Origin of the sequence: Echinicola salinicaeni (assembly GCF_014280965.1) — a bacterium.
GTDB lineage: Bacteria > Bacteroidota > Bacteroidia > Cytophagales > Cyclobacteriaceae > Echinicola > Echinicola salinicaeni.
The window spans coordinates 816,495-832,190 of record NZ_JACODZ010000001.1; the positions used below are offsets into that span (position 1 = coordinate 816,495).

Annotated in this window: 14 protein-coding genes, 2 tRNA genes and 1 rRNA gene; 15 read left to right on the forward strand and 2 right to left on the reverse strand. The window is 36.9% G+C overall.

The features are described 5' to 3' along the window. Position 1 precedes the first annotated feature (1 nt). From H7U17_RS03480 to H7U17_RS03530, 11 genes are all read left to right on the forward strand, one after another. On the forward strand, positions 2–628 hold the full coding sequence (locus tag H7U17_RS03480; protein WP_186754834.1) for a polysaccharide deacetylase family protein: 627 nt from the start codon (positions 2–4) through the stop codon (positions 626–628). Next, on the forward strand, positions 625–1,728 hold the full coding sequence (locus H7U17_RS03485) for a glycosyltransferase (protein ID WP_186754836.1): 1,104 nt from the start codon (positions 625–627) through the stop codon (positions 1,726–1,728). Before H7U17_RS03480 ends, H7U17_RS03485 begins: the two co-directional genes overlap by 4 nt. Then, entirely contained in the window at positions 1,728–2,504 is a 777-nt protein-coding gene (locus H7U17_RS03490; protein WP_186754937.1) for a TatD family hydrolase, read from the forward strand. Before H7U17_RS03485 ends, H7U17_RS03490 begins: the two co-directional genes overlap by 1 nt. After that, positions 2,501–3,577, forward strand: a complete 1,077-nt coding sequence (locus H7U17_RS03495) for an asparaginase (RefSeq protein ID WP_186754837.1) — start codon at positions 2,501–2,503, stop codon at positions 3,575–3,577. The genes H7U17_RS03490 and H7U17_RS03495 overlap by 4 nt, the downstream gene beginning before the upstream one ends. A gap of 209 nt (positions 3,578–3,786) precedes the next feature. Then, positions 3,787–3,874: transfer RNA gene (locus tag H7U17_RS03500), tRNA-Ser, on the forward strand. 296 nt (positions 3,875–4,170) lie between these two features. Beyond that, positions 4,171–4,986: a MotA/TolQ/ExbB proton channel family protein gene (locus H7U17_RS03505; protein ID WP_186754838.1), complete on the forward strand. Its 816-nt coding sequence runs from the start codon at positions 4,171–4,173 to the stop codon at positions 4,984–4,986. A 60-nt stretch (positions 4,987–5,046) separates the two neighbouring features. After that, entirely contained in the window at positions 5,047–5,376 is a 330-nt protein-coding gene (locus tag H7U17_RS03510) for a hypothetical protein (RefSeq protein WP_186754839.1), read from the forward strand. 6 nt (positions 5,377–5,382) lie between these two features. After that, positions 5,383–6,018: an ExbD/TolR family protein gene (locus H7U17_RS03515; RefSeq protein ID WP_186754840.1), complete on the forward strand. Its 636-nt coding sequence runs from the start codon at positions 5,383–5,385 to the stop codon at positions 6,016–6,018. A gap of 2 nt (positions 6,019–6,020) precedes the next feature. Then, complete coding sequence (locus tag H7U17_RS03520) at positions 6,021–6,479, forward strand: ExbD/TolR family protein (protein ID WP_186754841.1); 459 nt, start codon at positions 6,021–6,023, stop codon at positions 6,477–6,479. An 83-nt stretch (positions 6,480–6,562) separates the two neighbouring features. Beyond that, positions 6,563–7,861 (forward strand): MFS transporter, encoded by a 1,299-nt coding sequence (locus tag H7U17_RS03525; protein ID WP_186754842.1) that lies wholly within the window; start codon positions 6,563–6,565, stop codon positions 7,859–7,861. 11 nt (positions 7,862–7,872) lie between these two features. Continuing rightward, a complete protein-coding gene (locus tag H7U17_RS03530) occupies positions 7,873–9,381 on the forward strand; it encodes an NAD(P)H-hydrate dehydratase (protein WP_186754844.1) in 1,509 nt (502 codons plus the stop codon). A gap of 38 nt (positions 9,382–9,419) precedes the next feature. Here H7U17_RS03530 and asnS read toward each other — a convergent pair whose 3' ends face one another. Next, a complete protein-coding gene (gene asnS / locus H7U17_RS03535; protein WP_186754846.1) occupies positions 9,420–10,871 on the reverse strand; it encodes an asparagine--tRNA ligase in 1,452 nt (483 codons plus the stop codon). A 202-nt stretch (positions 10,872–11,073) separates the two neighbouring features. Here asnS and rpoN point away from each other — a divergent pair, with 202 nt between their 5' ends. After that, entirely contained in the window at positions 11,074–12,528 is a 1,455-nt protein-coding gene (gene rpoN, locus H7U17_RS03540; RefSeq protein ID WP_186754849.1) for an RNA polymerase factor sigma-54, read from the forward strand. A gap of 628 nt (positions 12,529–13,156) precedes the next feature. Further along, on the forward strand, positions 13,157–13,939 hold the full coding sequence (locus H7U17_RS03545; protein ID WP_186754851.1) for an enoyl-CoA hydratase/isomerase family protein: 783 nt from the start codon (positions 13,157–13,159) through the stop codon (positions 13,937–13,939). A 41-nt stretch (positions 13,940–13,980) separates the two neighbouring features. Here H7U17_RS03545 and H7U17_RS03550 read toward each other — a convergent pair whose 3' ends face one another. After that, entirely contained in the window at positions 13,981–14,715 is a 735-nt protein-coding gene (locus tag H7U17_RS03550; protein WP_186754852.1) for a porin family protein, read from the reverse strand. Positions 14,716–14,969: 254 nt separating this feature from the next. Here H7U17_RS03550 and H7U17_RS03555 point away from each other — a divergent pair. Both H7U17_RS03555 and H7U17_RS03560 read left to right on the forward strand, forming a co-directional pair. Next, a tRNA-Arg gene (locus tag H7U17_RS03555) sits at positions 14,970–15,043 on the forward strand. A 553-nt stretch (positions 15,044–15,596) separates the two neighbouring features. Then, positions 15,597–15,696, forward strand: a 16S ribosomal RNA gene (locus H7U17_RS03560); the annotation flags it as partial.

Consider the following 15,696-nt stretch of genomic DNA (forward strand, 5'->3'; position numbering starts at 1 on the left):
TATGATAATCCATTTTGTGCCTAAGCTGGTGAAATGGCTATTCCCAAAATATATTTGGAACAAGTCAAGAACAAAAATGGAAGTCTATTTGACTTTTGACGATGGACCTGTACCAAGTATAACGCCATTTGTTTTGGATGAACTGAAAAAGAGAGGGATGTTGGCTACCTTTTTTATGGTGGGAGATAATATTCAAAAGTATCCTGATTTAGCCAGAAGGGTCATTGAAGAGGGCCATCAAATAGGAAATCATACTTATAACCATCTAAATGGCGCAAAGGCAGATCACAATAGGTATATTGGGAACCTAGAGAAATGTCAACAAACCATTAAAAATATTTTGGGACTTGACACACATTTATTTCGTCCACCATATGGTAGACTAAAAACAAGTCAGACAAAAGTTATTTCCAAGGACTTTAAAATCATCATGTGGGATGTCTTGTCTGGTGATTTTGTAAACGGAATCAGTCCGAGTCAATGTCTGCAAAAGACGATAAAATATACCCAAAATGGTTCTATTATACTTTTTCATGACCAGCAAAAAACAGAGGCCATCATTAAAGAGACTTTGCCCCAGTATTTGGATTACCTAAAAAAGAATAATCTCCAAACTGCCTTATTATGATTGTCTGGGCTGCCATTATCCTTGTTGCACTTTTGGTTGTACAGGATGTCCTATTGCTGATCCTTTTCCTGTACAATTATAAAAATCATAGTGAGCAAGATCAGGAAAAGTCTGACTGGCCATCTGTTTCGGTAATTATGACAGCAAGAAATGAGTCAGCTGTTTTAGCAGAATGTTTAAAGGCTTTTGAGCTAATCGACTACCCAAGGAATAAAATAGAATTTATCATTGGGAATGATCAAAGTGAGGATGAAACTCCATCTATCTTGAGCGTTTGGGCAAGTAATGATAACCAAAGGACTCATGTGGAGATTCAACCACTGTACTCCCATATCAATGGGAAGGCCAATGCATTAGCTCAATTGATAGAAAAGTCAAAAGGTGAATTGCTCTTATTGACAGATGCTGATTGTAAGGTGGGCAAGCAGTGGGCAAAAGAAATGGTAAAGGCTTATCAGCCAAAGTTTGGATTGGTGGTTGGAGTGACTCAGGTTGCGGGAAAAAATTTGTTTGAGAAGCTTCAAGGCTTGGAGTGGTGGCAAACCTTGGGGATGATAAAGGTGACCTCAGATCTTGGTTTTTTGTTGACTGCTATGGGGAATAATATGCTGGTGAGTCGGGAAGCCTATGAAAATGTAGGTGGCTATGAAGGATTGTTTTTTTCAGTGACTGAGGATTTTTCCCTAGGAGAGGCTGTAAAAGCAGCAGGTTATAAACCTGTTCACCAATTTAGTTCTGCAAGTTTAATAGATACTAAAGGAGAGAAGAATTTATTGACCTTGCTTATTCAAAGGAAAAGATGGATGTGGGGTGCTAGGACATTACCTATGAAATGGCAGCTATTATTATTGCTGCAAGTAATGTTTTACCCCTGTATTTTTGTTCTCCTAACATTTTTCCCAATAGAGGCGGGATTAGTTTGGGGTGGTAAATGGATTATGCAATCCCTATTTATAAAGTCTTTAGCAAAAAAAGCTGGACAGGTCGTGCCTTTATTTCAGCTAATAATATTTGAAGTTTATTATCCAGTAATTTCATGGTCCACAATAGTGTATTATTTTTGGCCTTCGAAAATTAAATGGAAAGAAAGGAAGTACTGATGCAATTTATTGATACCCACGCCCATATTTATTCTAAGAAGTACGATAGTGATCGCGATGAGGTGATCCGAAGAAGTGTTGAAAATGGTGTGACAAAGATCTATATGCCCAATGTGGATGTGGAATCTATTGATGCCATGTTGGAAGCTGAGCATCGCTATCCGGATATTTGTATTCCAATGATGGGATTGCATCCCTGTGATGTGAAAAAAGGCTTTGAAAAGGAATTATATGTGATGGAGGATTGGTTGAATAAGCGACCTTTTGTAGCAATTGGAGAGATTGGTACGGATTTATATTGGGACAAGAGCCTCTTTGAAGAGCAGAAGGAAGCTTTGAAAATCCAAGTTAACTGGGCCAAGGAAAAGGAATTACCGATTGTTCTACATTGTAGGGAGTCAATCGATGAAACGATTGAGATCATTGGAGGGCTCAATGATGAAAAGCTAACAGGGATTTTTCATTGTTTTACAGGTAGTGTAGAGCAGGCCAAGAGAATTACAGAGATGGGCTTTTTGTTGGGAATAGGAGGTGTTTCTACCTTTAAAAATGGTGGCTTGGACAAAGTTTTACCAGAAATAGGTCTGGATAATTTGGTTTTGGAAACAGATGGACCTTATTTGGCCCCTGTACCTCATCGAGGCAAGCGCAATTCTCCAGAGTATATTCCCTTAATTGCACAGCGAGTAGGAGATCTTACAGAGAATACACTTGAAAAGGTTTCCGAAATCACTAATTTAAATGCCAATAAAGTTTTTAACCGGTCTGAACTATGAATTATAAGATCGTAAGATTAAATACAGCAGCCAAGAGTGAGATCAAATCTTCGGTGCTGATAATCTATACAGGGGGAACCCTAGGGATGGCCTATGATGAGGAAGGCTCCCTAGTGCCCTTTAATTTTGGGCAGATATTGGAGAAAATACCCAATTTGACCAATATGAATATTGCCATTACGGTAATTAGTTTTCCGGAACCAATTGACTCATCCAATGTGAACATGCAGCATTGGGTGGATATGGCCTATATTATTTATGAGAACTATGATACTTATGATGGTTTCGTAGTTCTTCATGGAACGGATACCATGGCTTATTCAGCATCCATGTTGAGTTTCATGCTGAAAGGCTTGAGTAAACCTGTGATTTTTACAGGAGCTCAGTTGCCTATAAGTGCCATGCGTTCTGATGCAAGGGAAAATTTGATGACTTCGTTGGAAATTGCCATTTCCAAAGCCAATGGAAAACCTATTGTGCCAGAAGTGTGCATTTTCTTTAATCATATGCTCCTTAGAGGGAATAGGGCCAAGAAGATGCAAAGTGTGCATTTTGATGCTTTCGAATCCGAAAACTATCCGCCATTGGCAGAGGCAGGGATTGTAATTGATTTTAATTATGCTGCCATCAAACCATATAAGGAAGGTGTGCAATTAAAGTACCTCAATAAATTGGACAAAAGTGTCATGATCTTGAAGTTGTTTCCAGGTATTACAGCTGAAGTCATGGATAGTTGTTTTAATACAAAAGGTTTAAGGGGGGTAGTTATGGAAACTTATGGTTCAGGAAACAGCCCTACAGAAGATTGGTTTGTAGAGTGTATCGACAGAGCAGTAAAGAAGGGGATCATCATATTGAATGTGTCACAATGTAATGGTGGTAGAGTGATTCAGGGGAGATATGAGACCAGTAAAGAGCTGAAAAGGATTGGTGTTTTAAGTGGAGGTGATATTACTTCGGAAGCAGCTATTTGTAAGATGATGTTTTTGTTGGCCAATGAAACAGATGATGATGAAATCAGAAGAAAACTGATTACTCCTATAGCAGGTGAAATGTCCTTGACCAGTATCTAGGTTTTAGTTAGCCAAAAAAATCTATTAAAAGATTAAAGTAGTAGAAAAAAATCACGAATTATCAAGCGCTTGATTTTCAGTCTTATATTTAAAGTGAAGTTTGAGTCATGTGTTTTAGACGCTTATTTTTGCTTAAATAAGCGTTAGTTTATTTGCAGGAGGAAAATATTATATTTTTATTTGTCGCTTCGATTGTTAGCGAAATATACAGAGAGGTGTCCGAGCGGTCGAAGGAGCACGCCTGGAAAGCGTGTATACCCCTAAAGGGTATCGAGGGTTCGAATCCCTTCCTCTCTGCATTTTATTATTCGGCCAAATTTGCCACAGACAAGCCATACGTTCTTTCTTTCTTTATATCCTCTTAGAGTAATTTGGTATACTTAATCATCCGTTCATAAGACTAAAGCTTTTTTAGTTTATGAAAAGTTAACTAACTTGTAGAGGATTGAATAGAAAAGGGTAGTGGATGTCTTACAGAAAAAATTATAGTAACATCCCTTGTCATTTGATTTGAAAAAATTATATCTTTAAAAGCTCAATATTAAAATTAGAAACCGTTTAACCTTTATTTAAAGTCTATTAAAAACTAAATTATGAAAAAGTTAATCGCTTTGTTCATGCTTACCGGACTACTTCTATCTCCGGTTATCACAAAAGCACAGGATGCCACAGAAGAAGCTTCTGCTGAAGACACTACTGAAATGGCAATGGAAGAAGAAGCAGTTGAGGAACCTGCACCAGTTGTTGCTGACGACGAGATTGTAGTGGAAGAACAGCCTTTCCATCAAATAATCAAGGATAAGTTCATCGAAGGTGATCCAACTTTCATGACTCCAGTATTGATTTGTTTGATCTTGGGTCTTGCAGTAGCTCTTGAAAGAATTATTACCCTTAACCTTTCAACTACTAACACTAAAAAGCTTTTAGCTAAAGTTGAAGATGCACTTGATCAAGGTGGGATTGAAGCGGCAAAAGACGTTACAAAAAGCACTAAAGGTCCAGTAGCTTCTATCTTTACTCAGGGCTTGATGAGATACTCTGAAGGTATCGAAATGGTTGAAAAGTCTATCATCGCTTACGGTTCTGTTGAAATGGGACGTTTGGAGAAAGGTTTAGTATGGATTTCACTATTCATCTCTCTTGCTCCAATGCTTGGTTTCATGGGTACTGTAATTGGTATGATTGGTGCCTTTGACTCAATTGAAGCAGCAGGTGATATCTCTCCTTCTTTGGTAGCAGGTGGTATTAAAATCGCCCTTTTGACTACTGTAGCTGGTTTGATCGTAGCGATTATCCTACAGTTGTTCTATAACTACTGCGTGGCGAAAATCGATTCATTGGTGAACGATATGGAGGATGCTTCTATCACTTTGGTTGATATCCTTGTAAAGCACAAATTGACTAAATAATAGTCAAAGATTGCTTTAACGAATAAATACATTTATTAACCAACCAAAGAACTAAACGATATGGATTCTTACGATATCATGCTATATGTAAGTTATGCATTGATCGGATTTGGAGTGTTATTTGCAATAGTAATGCCTCTAATCAAATCAATTGATAACCCAAAAAGTTTGCTTAAGATAGGTGTCGGTGTAATTGGTGTTGGGGTATTGTTCTTTGTTGCCTACTCTGTTTCTGGCGACGAGGTATTGCCTAAATATGCAGTTGAACCGTTTAACCTGACTCCAGGAGCTTCCAAAGCTGTTGGTGGAATATTGCTAACTACTTATATACTATTCGCACTTTCTTTAGTGGGGATTGTATTTACTGAATTAAGTAAAATAATAAAGTAATTTACGATGGCAAGAAAGAAAAACCGAATGAGTCAGGAGGTAAATGCAGGTTCCATGGCGGATATCGCCTTCTTGCTACTTATCTTCTTTCTTGTAACAACTACAATTGCTTCTGACAAAGGTATCACTAACATCTTGCCTCCAAAGCAAGACCCTAACGTGCCACCACCTGATATTAAAAAGAATGAGAGAAATATCTTTAAGATATTGATCAATTCTAATGACCAGTTATTGGTTGAAGATGATTTCAGGGATAACACTGAGGGATTGGACCAGGATATTAAGGAGTTTGTTTTGAACTTCGGAAATCCTGATCAGGAGAATGTGGATCTATACAATACACTTCCTCCTTCTTTAAAAGGAATTTCTTCTAAAGATCCTGAATCTTCAGATCATCCTAACGAGGCAGTAGTATCAATCAAAACCAATCGTGGTACAAGCTATGAGTTATATTTAGAAGTACTTGATTTGGTGAAGAAAGCTTATTTTGAGATCTATGCCGAAAGAGTAGGTTTGACTGCTGACGAATACAGGGCTTTGTCCAGTAGGGATGCAGCTGAAAAGGAACTTATGCAACGAGGAAAAGAAAACATTCCTATGGCGATTTCAATTGCTGAACCAGATAAAACAGGAGGTGAATAATTATGTCGAAGTTTAAGAAAAAAAATAAGACCGAAGAGAACATTCCTACCTCAGCTTTGCCTGATATTATCTTCATGTTGCTTTTCTTCTTCATGGTTACCACTGTATTGAGAGAGCAAGAGTTATTGGTAGAACAAAAGCTGCCTCAAGCCACTCAATTGCAGAAATTGGAGAAAAAATCTTTGATCTCTTATCTATATGTAGGTAAGCCAAAGAATACAAGTCTCTATGGTACCGAGCCTATTATTCAGGCGAATGATGTTCCTATTACTACGAATGACATTCTCCTGTGGGTAAATCAAGAGAAAGATAACTTATCTGAAGCTGAAAGAGACCAAATTACCATTTCCCTTAAAGCAGATAGGGATGTTAAGATGGGACCAATTGCTGATATTCAGTTTGAGCTTAGAGAAGCAGATGCAAGAAAGGTACTTTATGCATCAGTAGGAAAGACAAAATAAAAATTGAATCATTTCAATCTATTAAAAAAGCTACCTTAACAAAAAGGGTAGCTTTTTTTGTATAGATACAAGAGTGAATTTCCATGTCAAAGAGTAAAAAGAAGACGCATTTAGCTTGGGCAATGTACGACTGGGCTAATTCTGTGTACAGTTTAGTTATTACATCCACTATTTTCCCTGTCTATTATAATAATGTGACCCAGAAGGATTCCAATAATGATTTGGTTTCTTTTTTTGGTTATGAGGTGGTCAATACGGTATTGTATTCTTGGTCTATTTCTTTTTCATTTTTGGTCATTGCACTATTATCTCCACTTTTGTCTGGGATGGCAGATTCAGGAGGTAAAAAGTTAACCTTTATGAAGATATTCGCTGTTATGGGGTCCTTATCTTGTATGGGGTTGTTCTTCTTTGATGGAGGCAATTTGGAATTTGGAATAATATGTAGTGTATTGGCAAGTATTGGTTATGCTGGTAGTATAGTGTTTTATAATGCATTTCTTCCAGAAATCAGTGATGTTGATGAATATGATATGCTAAGTGCCAAAGGTTTTGCTCTAGGGTATATAGGAAGTGTAATACTTTTAGTGGTCAATTTGTTAATGATACAAATGCCTGAATTATTTTATATTAGTGATGGTGGAGAAGCTGCTAGATGGTCATTTTTGATGACTGGGGTGTGGTGGCTGGGCTTTTCTATGATCCCCTTTAGTGTTTTAGAGGATAACCCTTATGGTAGAAAATATGATAGATCCTTATTATTGTCAGGCTATAAGGAGATTAGATTGGTTTTTAAAGGGCTTAAGAGTAAGATTCAATTGCAAAGGTTTTTACTTTCCTTTTGGTTTTATAGCATGGGTGTTCAAACGGTGATGTATATGGCAGCATCCTTTGGAGATAAAGAATTAGAGTTGGCTGGTGATAAATTGATTTTAACTATACTTATTATTCAAATCGTAGCCATATTTGGAAGTTATTTATTTGCATTTATATCTAAGAAAAATGGGAATAAGACAGCTTTGGTAAGTATGGTCTTGATTTGGATTATGATATGTTTTTCAGCATATTATGTATATACTGAGTACCAATTTTATGGATTGGCTTTTGTCGTAGGCTTGGTGATGGGTGGAATACAGTCTATTTCTCGGTCCTCTTATTCCAAATTGATACCCGAGGAAACTGTTGACCATGCCTCATATTTTAGTTTCTATGATGTCACTGAAAAGATGGCGATCGTTTTAGGTACATTTTCATATGGCTTGATTGAACAATTTACTGGAAGTATGAGGGTTAGTTCGTTAGTTTTAGGTATGTTTTTTGTGATGGGACTAGCCTTTCTGTTGCGCATGAGATTTCCAAGTCATAAATTGCTTAAAGTTTAATAATTATAATAATGCTTGAAATTATTTCTGGTACTTCTGTTAAAAAGTTAGATGCTGATTTTATACACGAGAAAGGGATATCATCTCATCGTTTAATGGAGTACGCCGCCACTGCCTTTTGCGATTTTATTGAAAAAAATTTTCATAGGAATGATAAAGTAGGGATTTTTTGTGGTCATGGAAATAATGGAGGGGACGGCCTTGCTATTGCTAGGTTGCTATGGAGGAAAGGCTATGATGTAATGGTTTTTTATATAGGAGACTATGGTGCGGCTAGTCCTGATTGTCTATTAAACAAGGAATTGCTTCCAGATAAACTTCCTTCAGTAACTGTTTGTGATGAAAGAATCAAGTTGATTGATTATGATTTTCATGTCTTAATCGATGCTATATTAGGAATTGGAGTAAATAGACCTTTGGATGGTCTTTATTTAGATCTTATCGGTAAACTAAATAGGATTAAAGATGCCACAAGAATTGCAGTGGATATCCCATCTGGACTTCCGGCAGATGGCTGCTTGGTAGGGGAAGCTTTTAAGGCAGATATTACTGTTAGTTTTCAGTTTCCTAAATATTCTCTTCTTTTTCCGGAACATGCTGAGCACGTAGGAAAACTTAAAGTTGTAAATATTGGTATTGATCAACCTTTTTTTGGTCAATTTTCTGAAGGGAAATATTTCTTGCAATACAAGGATATTAAGACTAGACATAAATCATTTAACAGGTTTGCCCATAAAGGTGATTTTGGAAAAGTTTTATTAGTGGGAGGAAGTTATGGAAAAATGGGGGCTATTAAATTGAGTTCTGAGGCTGCCATGCGTACAGGAAGTGGGCTGGTAACTTGTTTAAGTCCTAAATGTGGTGTTGAAATATTGCAGGCAAGTTTACCTGAGCTGATGGTAATGGCTTCAGAAGATGACCACTATTTAGGGGGGATTGATGTGAATGAGCTTGATAAATATGATGCTATTGGTATAGGTCCTGGTATGGGTACTCAAGAGCTTACGGCAAATTTACTGGAGTTAATGTTAAATAACTTTTTAGGACCTATGGTTATTGATGCTGATGGTATTAATATATTATCTAAGCATAAAAAGCTTTTAAAATTATTGAGGGAAAATATTATCTTAACTCCTCATCTAAGGGAATTTGAACGCTTGGTAGGTTCATGTGAAAATCATCAAGTTCGTTTGAAAAAAGCAACTGAATTTGCTCAAAATTATAATTGTATTTTGGTTTTAAAGGGAGCTCATACAGCAATTAACCTACCAAATGGAAAGCAATATTTTAACTCCAGTGGAAATCAATATATGGCCACGGGAGGTGTTGGTGATGTGCTTACAGGTATGATTACCTCATTTTTAGGACAAGGGTATAGTTCGGAAAATGCGGCACTTTGTGGAGTGTTTCAGCATGGGGTTGCAGGGGAAATTGCCTCAGTTAAAAAGTTAAGGGGAACGATTGCTTCAGATGTTATTAAGGCGATACCCAAGAGTTTTGTCAAATTAAAAATAAAATAAAAAAGCGCCCCCTTAGCTGATCCAAGGGGGCTTTTTATTTAGAATTCTGCACTTCCTGGGGTTCTTGGAAATGCAATTACATCTCTAATATTTCCCATTCCAGTAACAAACTGAACCATTCTCTCAAAACCAAGCCCAAAACCTGAATGGGGCGTGGTGCCAAATCTACGGGTATCCAAATACCAGTATAATTCATCTTGAGGGATGTTCATTTCATCCATTCTTTTAGTTAGTTTTTCTAGGCTCTCTTCCCTTTGAGAACCACCGACAATTTCACCGATTCCAGGGAAAAGAATATCCATCGCTGCAACAGTCTTTCCATCTTCGTTTTGCTTCATATAGAAAGCTTTGATTTCTTTTGGGTAGTCAGTCAGAATTACTGGTTTTTTAAAGTGCTTTTCCACTAAGAATCTCTCATGCTCAGACTGCAGATCTGCACCCCAACCTTCAATTAAGTACTTAAATTTCTTCTTCTTGTTAGGTTTTGAATTCCTCAGTATTTCAATTGCCTCAGTGTAAGTGAGTCTTTCGAATTCATGTTCTACTACAAATTCAAGTCGTTCCAAGAGTCCCATTTCAGTTCGCTCATTGGCTGGTTTTTTGGCGTTTTCTTCCGCAGCCCTTTTATCCAAGAAATCCAGGTCATCCTTACAGTTTTTCAAGGTATAAGAGATTATATACTTAAGGAAATCCTCAGCTAAATCCTGGTTGTCTTCAGCATCATAGAATGCCATTTCAGGCTCGATCATCCAAAATTCAGCTAAATGTCTCGTAGTGTTTGAATTTTCAGCCCTGAAAGTAGGTCCAAAAGTGTAAATTTCAGAGAGGGCCATAGCTGCCAATTCACCTTCAAGCTGTCCAGAAACAGTTAGATTGGTTTCTCTTTCAAAGAAATCCTCCTTGAAATCAATGTCTCCATTTTCGGTCAATGGAGGGTTTTTCAAATCTAAGGTAGTTACTTTGAAAGTTTCCCCCGCACCCTCAGCATCTGATGCAGTAATAATTGGGGTATGGATATAGAAGAAACCTTTACTGTTGAAATATTGGTTGACAGCGAAAGCCAATGCGTGCCTGATTCTGAATACAGCACCAAAAGTATTTGTTCTCATTCTTAGATGGGCAATGTCCCTAAGAAATTCCATTGAATGTTTTTTGGGCTGCAAAGGGTATTTTTCAGGATCAGCTTCACCTAAAACTTCAATTGACTCAGCGGCAAGTTCAGAAACTTGGCCTGATCCTTGTGATGCGACAACTTGGCCTGTAACTTTGATACAGGCACCTGTGGTAATTCTTCTAAGAATATCTTCGCTTATGACATTCGGATCAGCAACAATTTGATAATTTTGGATGACAGAGCCATCATTAAGGGCAATAAAAGAAACGCTTTTATTACTTCTTTTAGTTCTTACCCAGCCCATTATAGTGGCTTTTTCACCAATAATGTCATTGTCAAGCAAGAATTTAATCTTAGATCGTTTGTTGAATGCCATAGGAATTGAATTTATGATTTTACCCCATTAAAGGTAAGTTTGAATCATTGATTTAAAATGGAATGCAAAAAACGATATAATAAGCTTTTTATCAAAATTTTGCTGTAATTTCCTAAATTTGAATTATAATCAATGACCTTAATTTGGCTTGCCGAAAGTGGTGTTTAATTTTTAAGAAATAAGGAGTTCTAGAGTACGCGATATGCAGAAGCTTAATTTAAATCAGGTATTGTCCCAAAAATTGTCTCCTCAACAGATTCAATTTATAAAACTGTTGCAGGTGCCAACAGCTGAATTGGAGGCAAGAGTAGAGGAGGAGTTGGAAATTAATCCAGCACTAGAAGAAGGGAGAGATGAAACAGGGGAGCCTCAGGAAGAGGAAGTCCTTCCGGATAATTATGAGGAAGAGAAAAAAGATGATAAGGATATTAACATCGATGATTATTTGAATGATGATTATGGTGGGTATAAAATGCAAGGTGATGGGAACTATTCCCCAGATGAAGAGGAAAGGGAAATACCACTTTCGAGCGGAACATCTTTGTCTGAACAGCTGATTTCCCAATTGAATTTTTTACGTCTAGATGAACATCAAAGAACAATTGGCAGACAGCTTATTGGTAGTATAGAGAGTGATGGTTATATCCGTCGTGACCTAGAAGCCATTATCAATGATTTGGCATTTAGCCAAAATGTTGAAACTGATTTGGATGAGGTTGAAGAGGTCTTAAGGAAGATTCAAAATTTTGATCCTGCAGGAATAGCAGCAAGAAGTCTCCAAGAATGCCTTTTAATCCAGTTAGAAAGAAAAGAGCACCAAGAAGATGAGAATGTTCAAAAGGCTTTGATCGTGGTTTCTGAATGTTTTGATGAGTTTACCAAGAAGCATTATGATAAGATTCTAAAAAAATGTAATCTTGAAGAGGATGATTTAAAAGAAGTCATCCATATGATTACCCGGTTAAATCCGAAACCAGGAGGAGGTTCTGATGGCTTAATGCGAACTCAGTATGTCATCCCTGATTTTATTTTGAATAATGTCAACGGGAAATTAGAGATCAGTCTTAATTCGCGCAATGCTCCGGAATTAAGAGTTAGCAGGTCTTATTCTGAAATGTTTGAGGCCTATGATAAAAGTGATAAAAAGGATAAGAAACTAAAGGATACAGTAAGTTTTGTAAAACAAAAATTGGATGCGGCCAAGTGGTTTATTGATGCTATAAAGCAAAGGCAGCAGACTCTTTTGAAAACCATGCAGGCTATTTTGGATTATCAAACTGAGTTCTTTGTTGAGGGAGATGAAACCAAGTTGAAACCGATGATTTTGAAGGATATTGCGGAAAGGATAGATATGGATATTTCGACTGTATCAAGAGTGGCCAATAGTAAAGCTATTCAAACAGAGTTTGGCGTGTTTCCTTTGAAGTATTTCTTTTCAGAGGGGATTTCTACTGAAGGAGGTGAAGATGTGAGTAACCGGGAAGTGAAAAGTGTTTTACAAAAATTGGTGGATGAGGAAGAAAAAAGAAAGCCGCTTTCTGATGATAAATTAGTGAAATTGTTAAATGATAAAGGTTATAATATAGCAAGAAGGACTGTAGCAAAATATCGGGAGCAACTTCATATTCCAGTAGCAAGATTAAGAAAAGAACTATAGTGTATAGAAAGATAGCACTCACCCTTTCGGTGATATTTCAGCCCTTATTAATGCCAAGTATGGTTTTTGCTTTGATACTTTATGGGGTCCCTGAGGCAACAAAGGTACCCCATGAATTAAAGCTTTCCATTTTTTTATTAGTGATTGTGTCCACTTTGATGATTCCTATGTTTGCAATATTGGGAATGAAATACACTAACTCCATACCCAGTGTTCATATGGCAGAAAAGAAGGAGCGATTTGTTCCCTTTTCTATTGTGAGCTTGTTTTATATTTTGGTCACTTACCTGTTTTATTTAAAGCTTAATTTTGATGAACTTATAATATTTAGTTTAGCCACAATAACAGCGTCAATAATACTCCTAACTTTGGTGACGTTTTTTTGGAAGGTAAGTGCTCATTTGACAGGTTTGTCAGGGCTTATAGCAATCATTGTTGTGTTGAGCTGGAAGTTTCCGCAGTCACATTTGTTATATCCCTTAATAATAACGATTATATTGAGTGGAGTGGTAGCTTCATGTAGATTATATTTGAATGCACATCGCCCCTTAGAACTGGTAGCGGGCTTTTGTCTGGGCTTTATAACGTGTTTCGCGGCTTTCTTTTATTTCTTGATGATTTAATGGATATGGATTATAATTGCATTATAGTAACTGAACATAAAGGATGGGTAGAAATAACCCTGAACAGGCCGAAAGTTTATAATGCACTCAATAAAGATTTGCTTGAGGAACTTTTGGAGGTGATTACAGAAGCAGAAAGGGATAATAAGCTTAGGTGTATAGTGATTACTGGTCAGGGAGGAGTTTTTTGTAGTGGTCAAGATTTGAAATCAGTAGGTGAGGATTTAGAAAATATTCCTTTTGCCAAAATTGTCAGAGAACAATATAATCCTTTGATTTTAAAGATCAGACAATGCAGTAAAACTATTATATGTAAACTAAATGGGTTAGCTGCAGGAGCAGGTTGTTCGCTAGCTTTGGCATGTGACTTAATAGTTGCTTCTAAGGATGCATATCTTGCAGAAATATTTCCTCATATTGGATTGGTAATGGACGGTGGTTCTACTTATTTCCTGTTAAACAAGCTGGGCTATACCAAGGCCTATGAAATAGCTACTACGGGAAGGAAGGTGTATGCGGATGAAGCCGAAAAAATTGGATTGATTACAAAAAGTGTAGATTCGTCTGGATTGAACGAAGTCGTACAACAATATATTGATGTTTATACCAATGCATCATCAACAGCAGTGGGAGGAATTAAGGAGATGCTTCATAAGGCCGCTGGAATGAGTTTGGATGAAGTTTTAGAGATGGAAGCAGAGTTTCAACAGAAAGTTGGTGGTGGAAAAGATTTTATAGAAGGAATTAGAGCATTTTTGGAAAAAAGGAAACCAAATTTTAATCAATAAAAAAAGGGATTTTAAAATCCCTTTTTTTATTGATTGGTTTATTAAAATAAAGCTATCGATAGTCCAAAGTTAAATTGGCTAGCTTCAGTGGCCAATGGACCAAGGTCTTTTTCAAATACTTTGTTTAATCCGTAATAAGCCCATAGATTAAATCCTGATAAACCTACTCTGGTATAAGCTCCGTATCGAATTTTGTTTAAACCGTATTCCTGAGTGGTTTTTATCTTTTGTCGTACACCATCAGGCGTGGTGATATCATTTTTAGTGTGTGCATTATATAGAAAGCCTACTTTTCCGCCCAAAGCGATTCTGAATCCTTCATTATAATCGCTTTTATTGAAGTGGTATCGGAATTCTAAAGGAATGTCAATATAATTAAGCGCCATGGTGTTTTTATGAACTACTGTGCCCTCTCCATAAATGTCCTCTAAATCTGCAATCATGCTTGAATTGGATCCTTTATCAGGGTCGTTGACTAAGGTCATGTCATTTTTAAGCGCCATTTTATCAAGACCAAAACCAATCCCTGGGTTAAAAGTATATCCAGATTTTTCCCCAAGCTTTATGGCTCTTTGAAAATAGATATTTGCAGTCTTTGAGGCGAAGAATTTGGTGTTTAGATCTTCCGGTCTATTGTTTAATATATTAAAGCCGAAATCCAAAAATAAATCTCCGTTTATATCTGGCCTGCCTTTTAATGGATTGTTCTTACCTTCTTGGGCATAAATGCTGATCGGAAAGGTAAATACAAGTAAAATAATTATAAGTCTTTTCATGAAAGAGTAATTTGTATTTTATTTTCAGGAGGCTAAATTATAAAAACTTGCTTGATAGTTAGGGCTTTTTATCTTAATTATTCTTAATGTATGTTTTGAGGATGGAATGTAAGTTTTAAATAAGGGGCTTGCATTGTAAAATATATGACTGATTAAAAGACTGTTTGGTTGGTTTGATCTGTGTTTTTTTTGATTTATTTTGAAAAACCTTTGATCATTTAACGGGATGTGCTACATTTGCAATCCCAAATGATGGCCTCGTAGCTCAACTGAATAGAGCACTTGATTACGGCTCAAGAGGTTCCAGGTTTGAATCCTGGCGAGGTCACAAAAGCTCTTGTTTGTGAGAACAAGAGCTTTTTAATGCACTCACTAAAAGTAGTAGTGGTATTAAAGTTGAAATAAGAAAGAGGATGTTCACTTATGATTTAGTCGCTAGCGTTTTTAAAGTTTATTTGCCTGAAGCTTAGTATGGTTAGCTTTTTGTTAAATAAAAAATAGTAAAACGCTTTGTAACTAATGAAAACTTCCTCACCTTTGCAGACCCAAACGGGGAAAGGATAGTGTTGAAGGCTTGGCGGGCCAAGAGAAACAGAAGGTTTTCGGTCAAAAAAGTTTTAGAATTTTAAACCGGAAATTGTTTTGCAAAATAAAGTTCTTTTTCGGACCTTTGCCAAGCGAAAAACAAGAGAGTTGTTTAGGAAGTAAACGGCGAGAAAAAAAGAAAGGGATGTTCCCGGTGAGACGGGGGATTTCACAAAGACGGCTAAAGAGCCGTCGGACAAGTTCATTGAAGTACTGTAAGACGATAATAATATACGACAAGTCGGTAAGGAAAAGAAGAGTTGCCTACCTATGGTAGGCACGTCAATAGAAACTTTACAATGGAGAGTTTGATCCTGGCTCAGGATGAACGCTAGCGGCAGGCCTAATACATGCAAGTCGAACGGTAGGTTTTACTTCGGTGAAACTGAGAGTGGC

Excerpts from the sequence above, each read along its gene's own strand:
- H7U17_RS03505 (WP_186754838.1), top strand. The coding sequence starts at position 4,171 with ATGAAAAAGTTAATCGCTTTGTTCATGCTTACCGGACTACTTCTATCT.
- H7U17_RS03545 (WP_186754851.1), top strand. The coding sequence starts at position 13,157 with ATGGATTATAATTGCATTATAGTAACTGAACATAAAGGATGGGTAGAA.
- H7U17_RS03485 (WP_186754836.1), top strand. The coding sequence starts at position 625 with ATGATTGTCTGGGCTGCCATTATCCTTGTTGCACTTTTGGTTGTACAG.
- H7U17_RS03525 (WP_186754842.1), top strand. The coding sequence starts at position 6,563 with ATGTCAAAGAGTAAAAAGAAGACGCATTTAGCTTGGGCAATGTACGAC.
- H7U17_RS03530 (WP_186754844.1), top strand. The coding sequence starts at position 7,873 with ATGCTTGAAATTATTTCTGGTACTTCTGTTAAAAAGTTAGATGCTGAT.
- H7U17_RS03495 (WP_186754837.1), top strand. The coding sequence starts at position 2,501 with ATGAATTATAAGATCGTAAGATTAAATACAGCAGCCAAGAGTGAGATC.
- H7U17_RS03520 (WP_186754841.1), top strand. The coding sequence starts at position 6,021 with ATGTCGAAGTTTAAGAAAAAAAATAAGACCGAAGAGAACATTCCTACC.
- H7U17_RS03490 (WP_186754937.1), top strand. The coding sequence starts at position 1,728 with ATGCAATTTATTGATACCCACGCCCATATTTATTCTAAGAAGTACGAT.
- asnS (WP_186754846.1), bottom strand. The coding sequence starts at position 10,871 with ATGGCATTCAACAAACGATCTAAGATTAAATTCTTGCTTGACAATGAC.
- H7U17_RS03480 (WP_186754834.1), top strand. The coding sequence starts at position 2 with ATGATAATCCATTTTGTGCCTAAGCTGGTGAAATGGCTATTCCCAAAA.
- H7U17_RS03550 (WP_186754852.1), bottom strand. The coding sequence starts at position 14,715 with ATGAAAAGACTTATAATTATTTTACTTGTATTTACCTTTCCGATCAGC.
- rpoN (WP_186754849.1), top strand. The coding sequence starts at position 11,074 with ATGCAGAAGCTTAATTTAAATCAGGTATTGTCCCAAAAATTGTCTCCT.
- H7U17_RS03510 (WP_186754839.1), top strand. The coding sequence starts at position 5,047 with ATGGATTCTTACGATATCATGCTATATGTAAGTTATGCATTGATCGGA.
- H7U17_RS03515 (WP_186754840.1), top strand. The coding sequence starts at position 5,383 with ATGGCAAGAAAGAAAAACCGAATGAGTCAGGAGGTAAATGCAGGTTCC.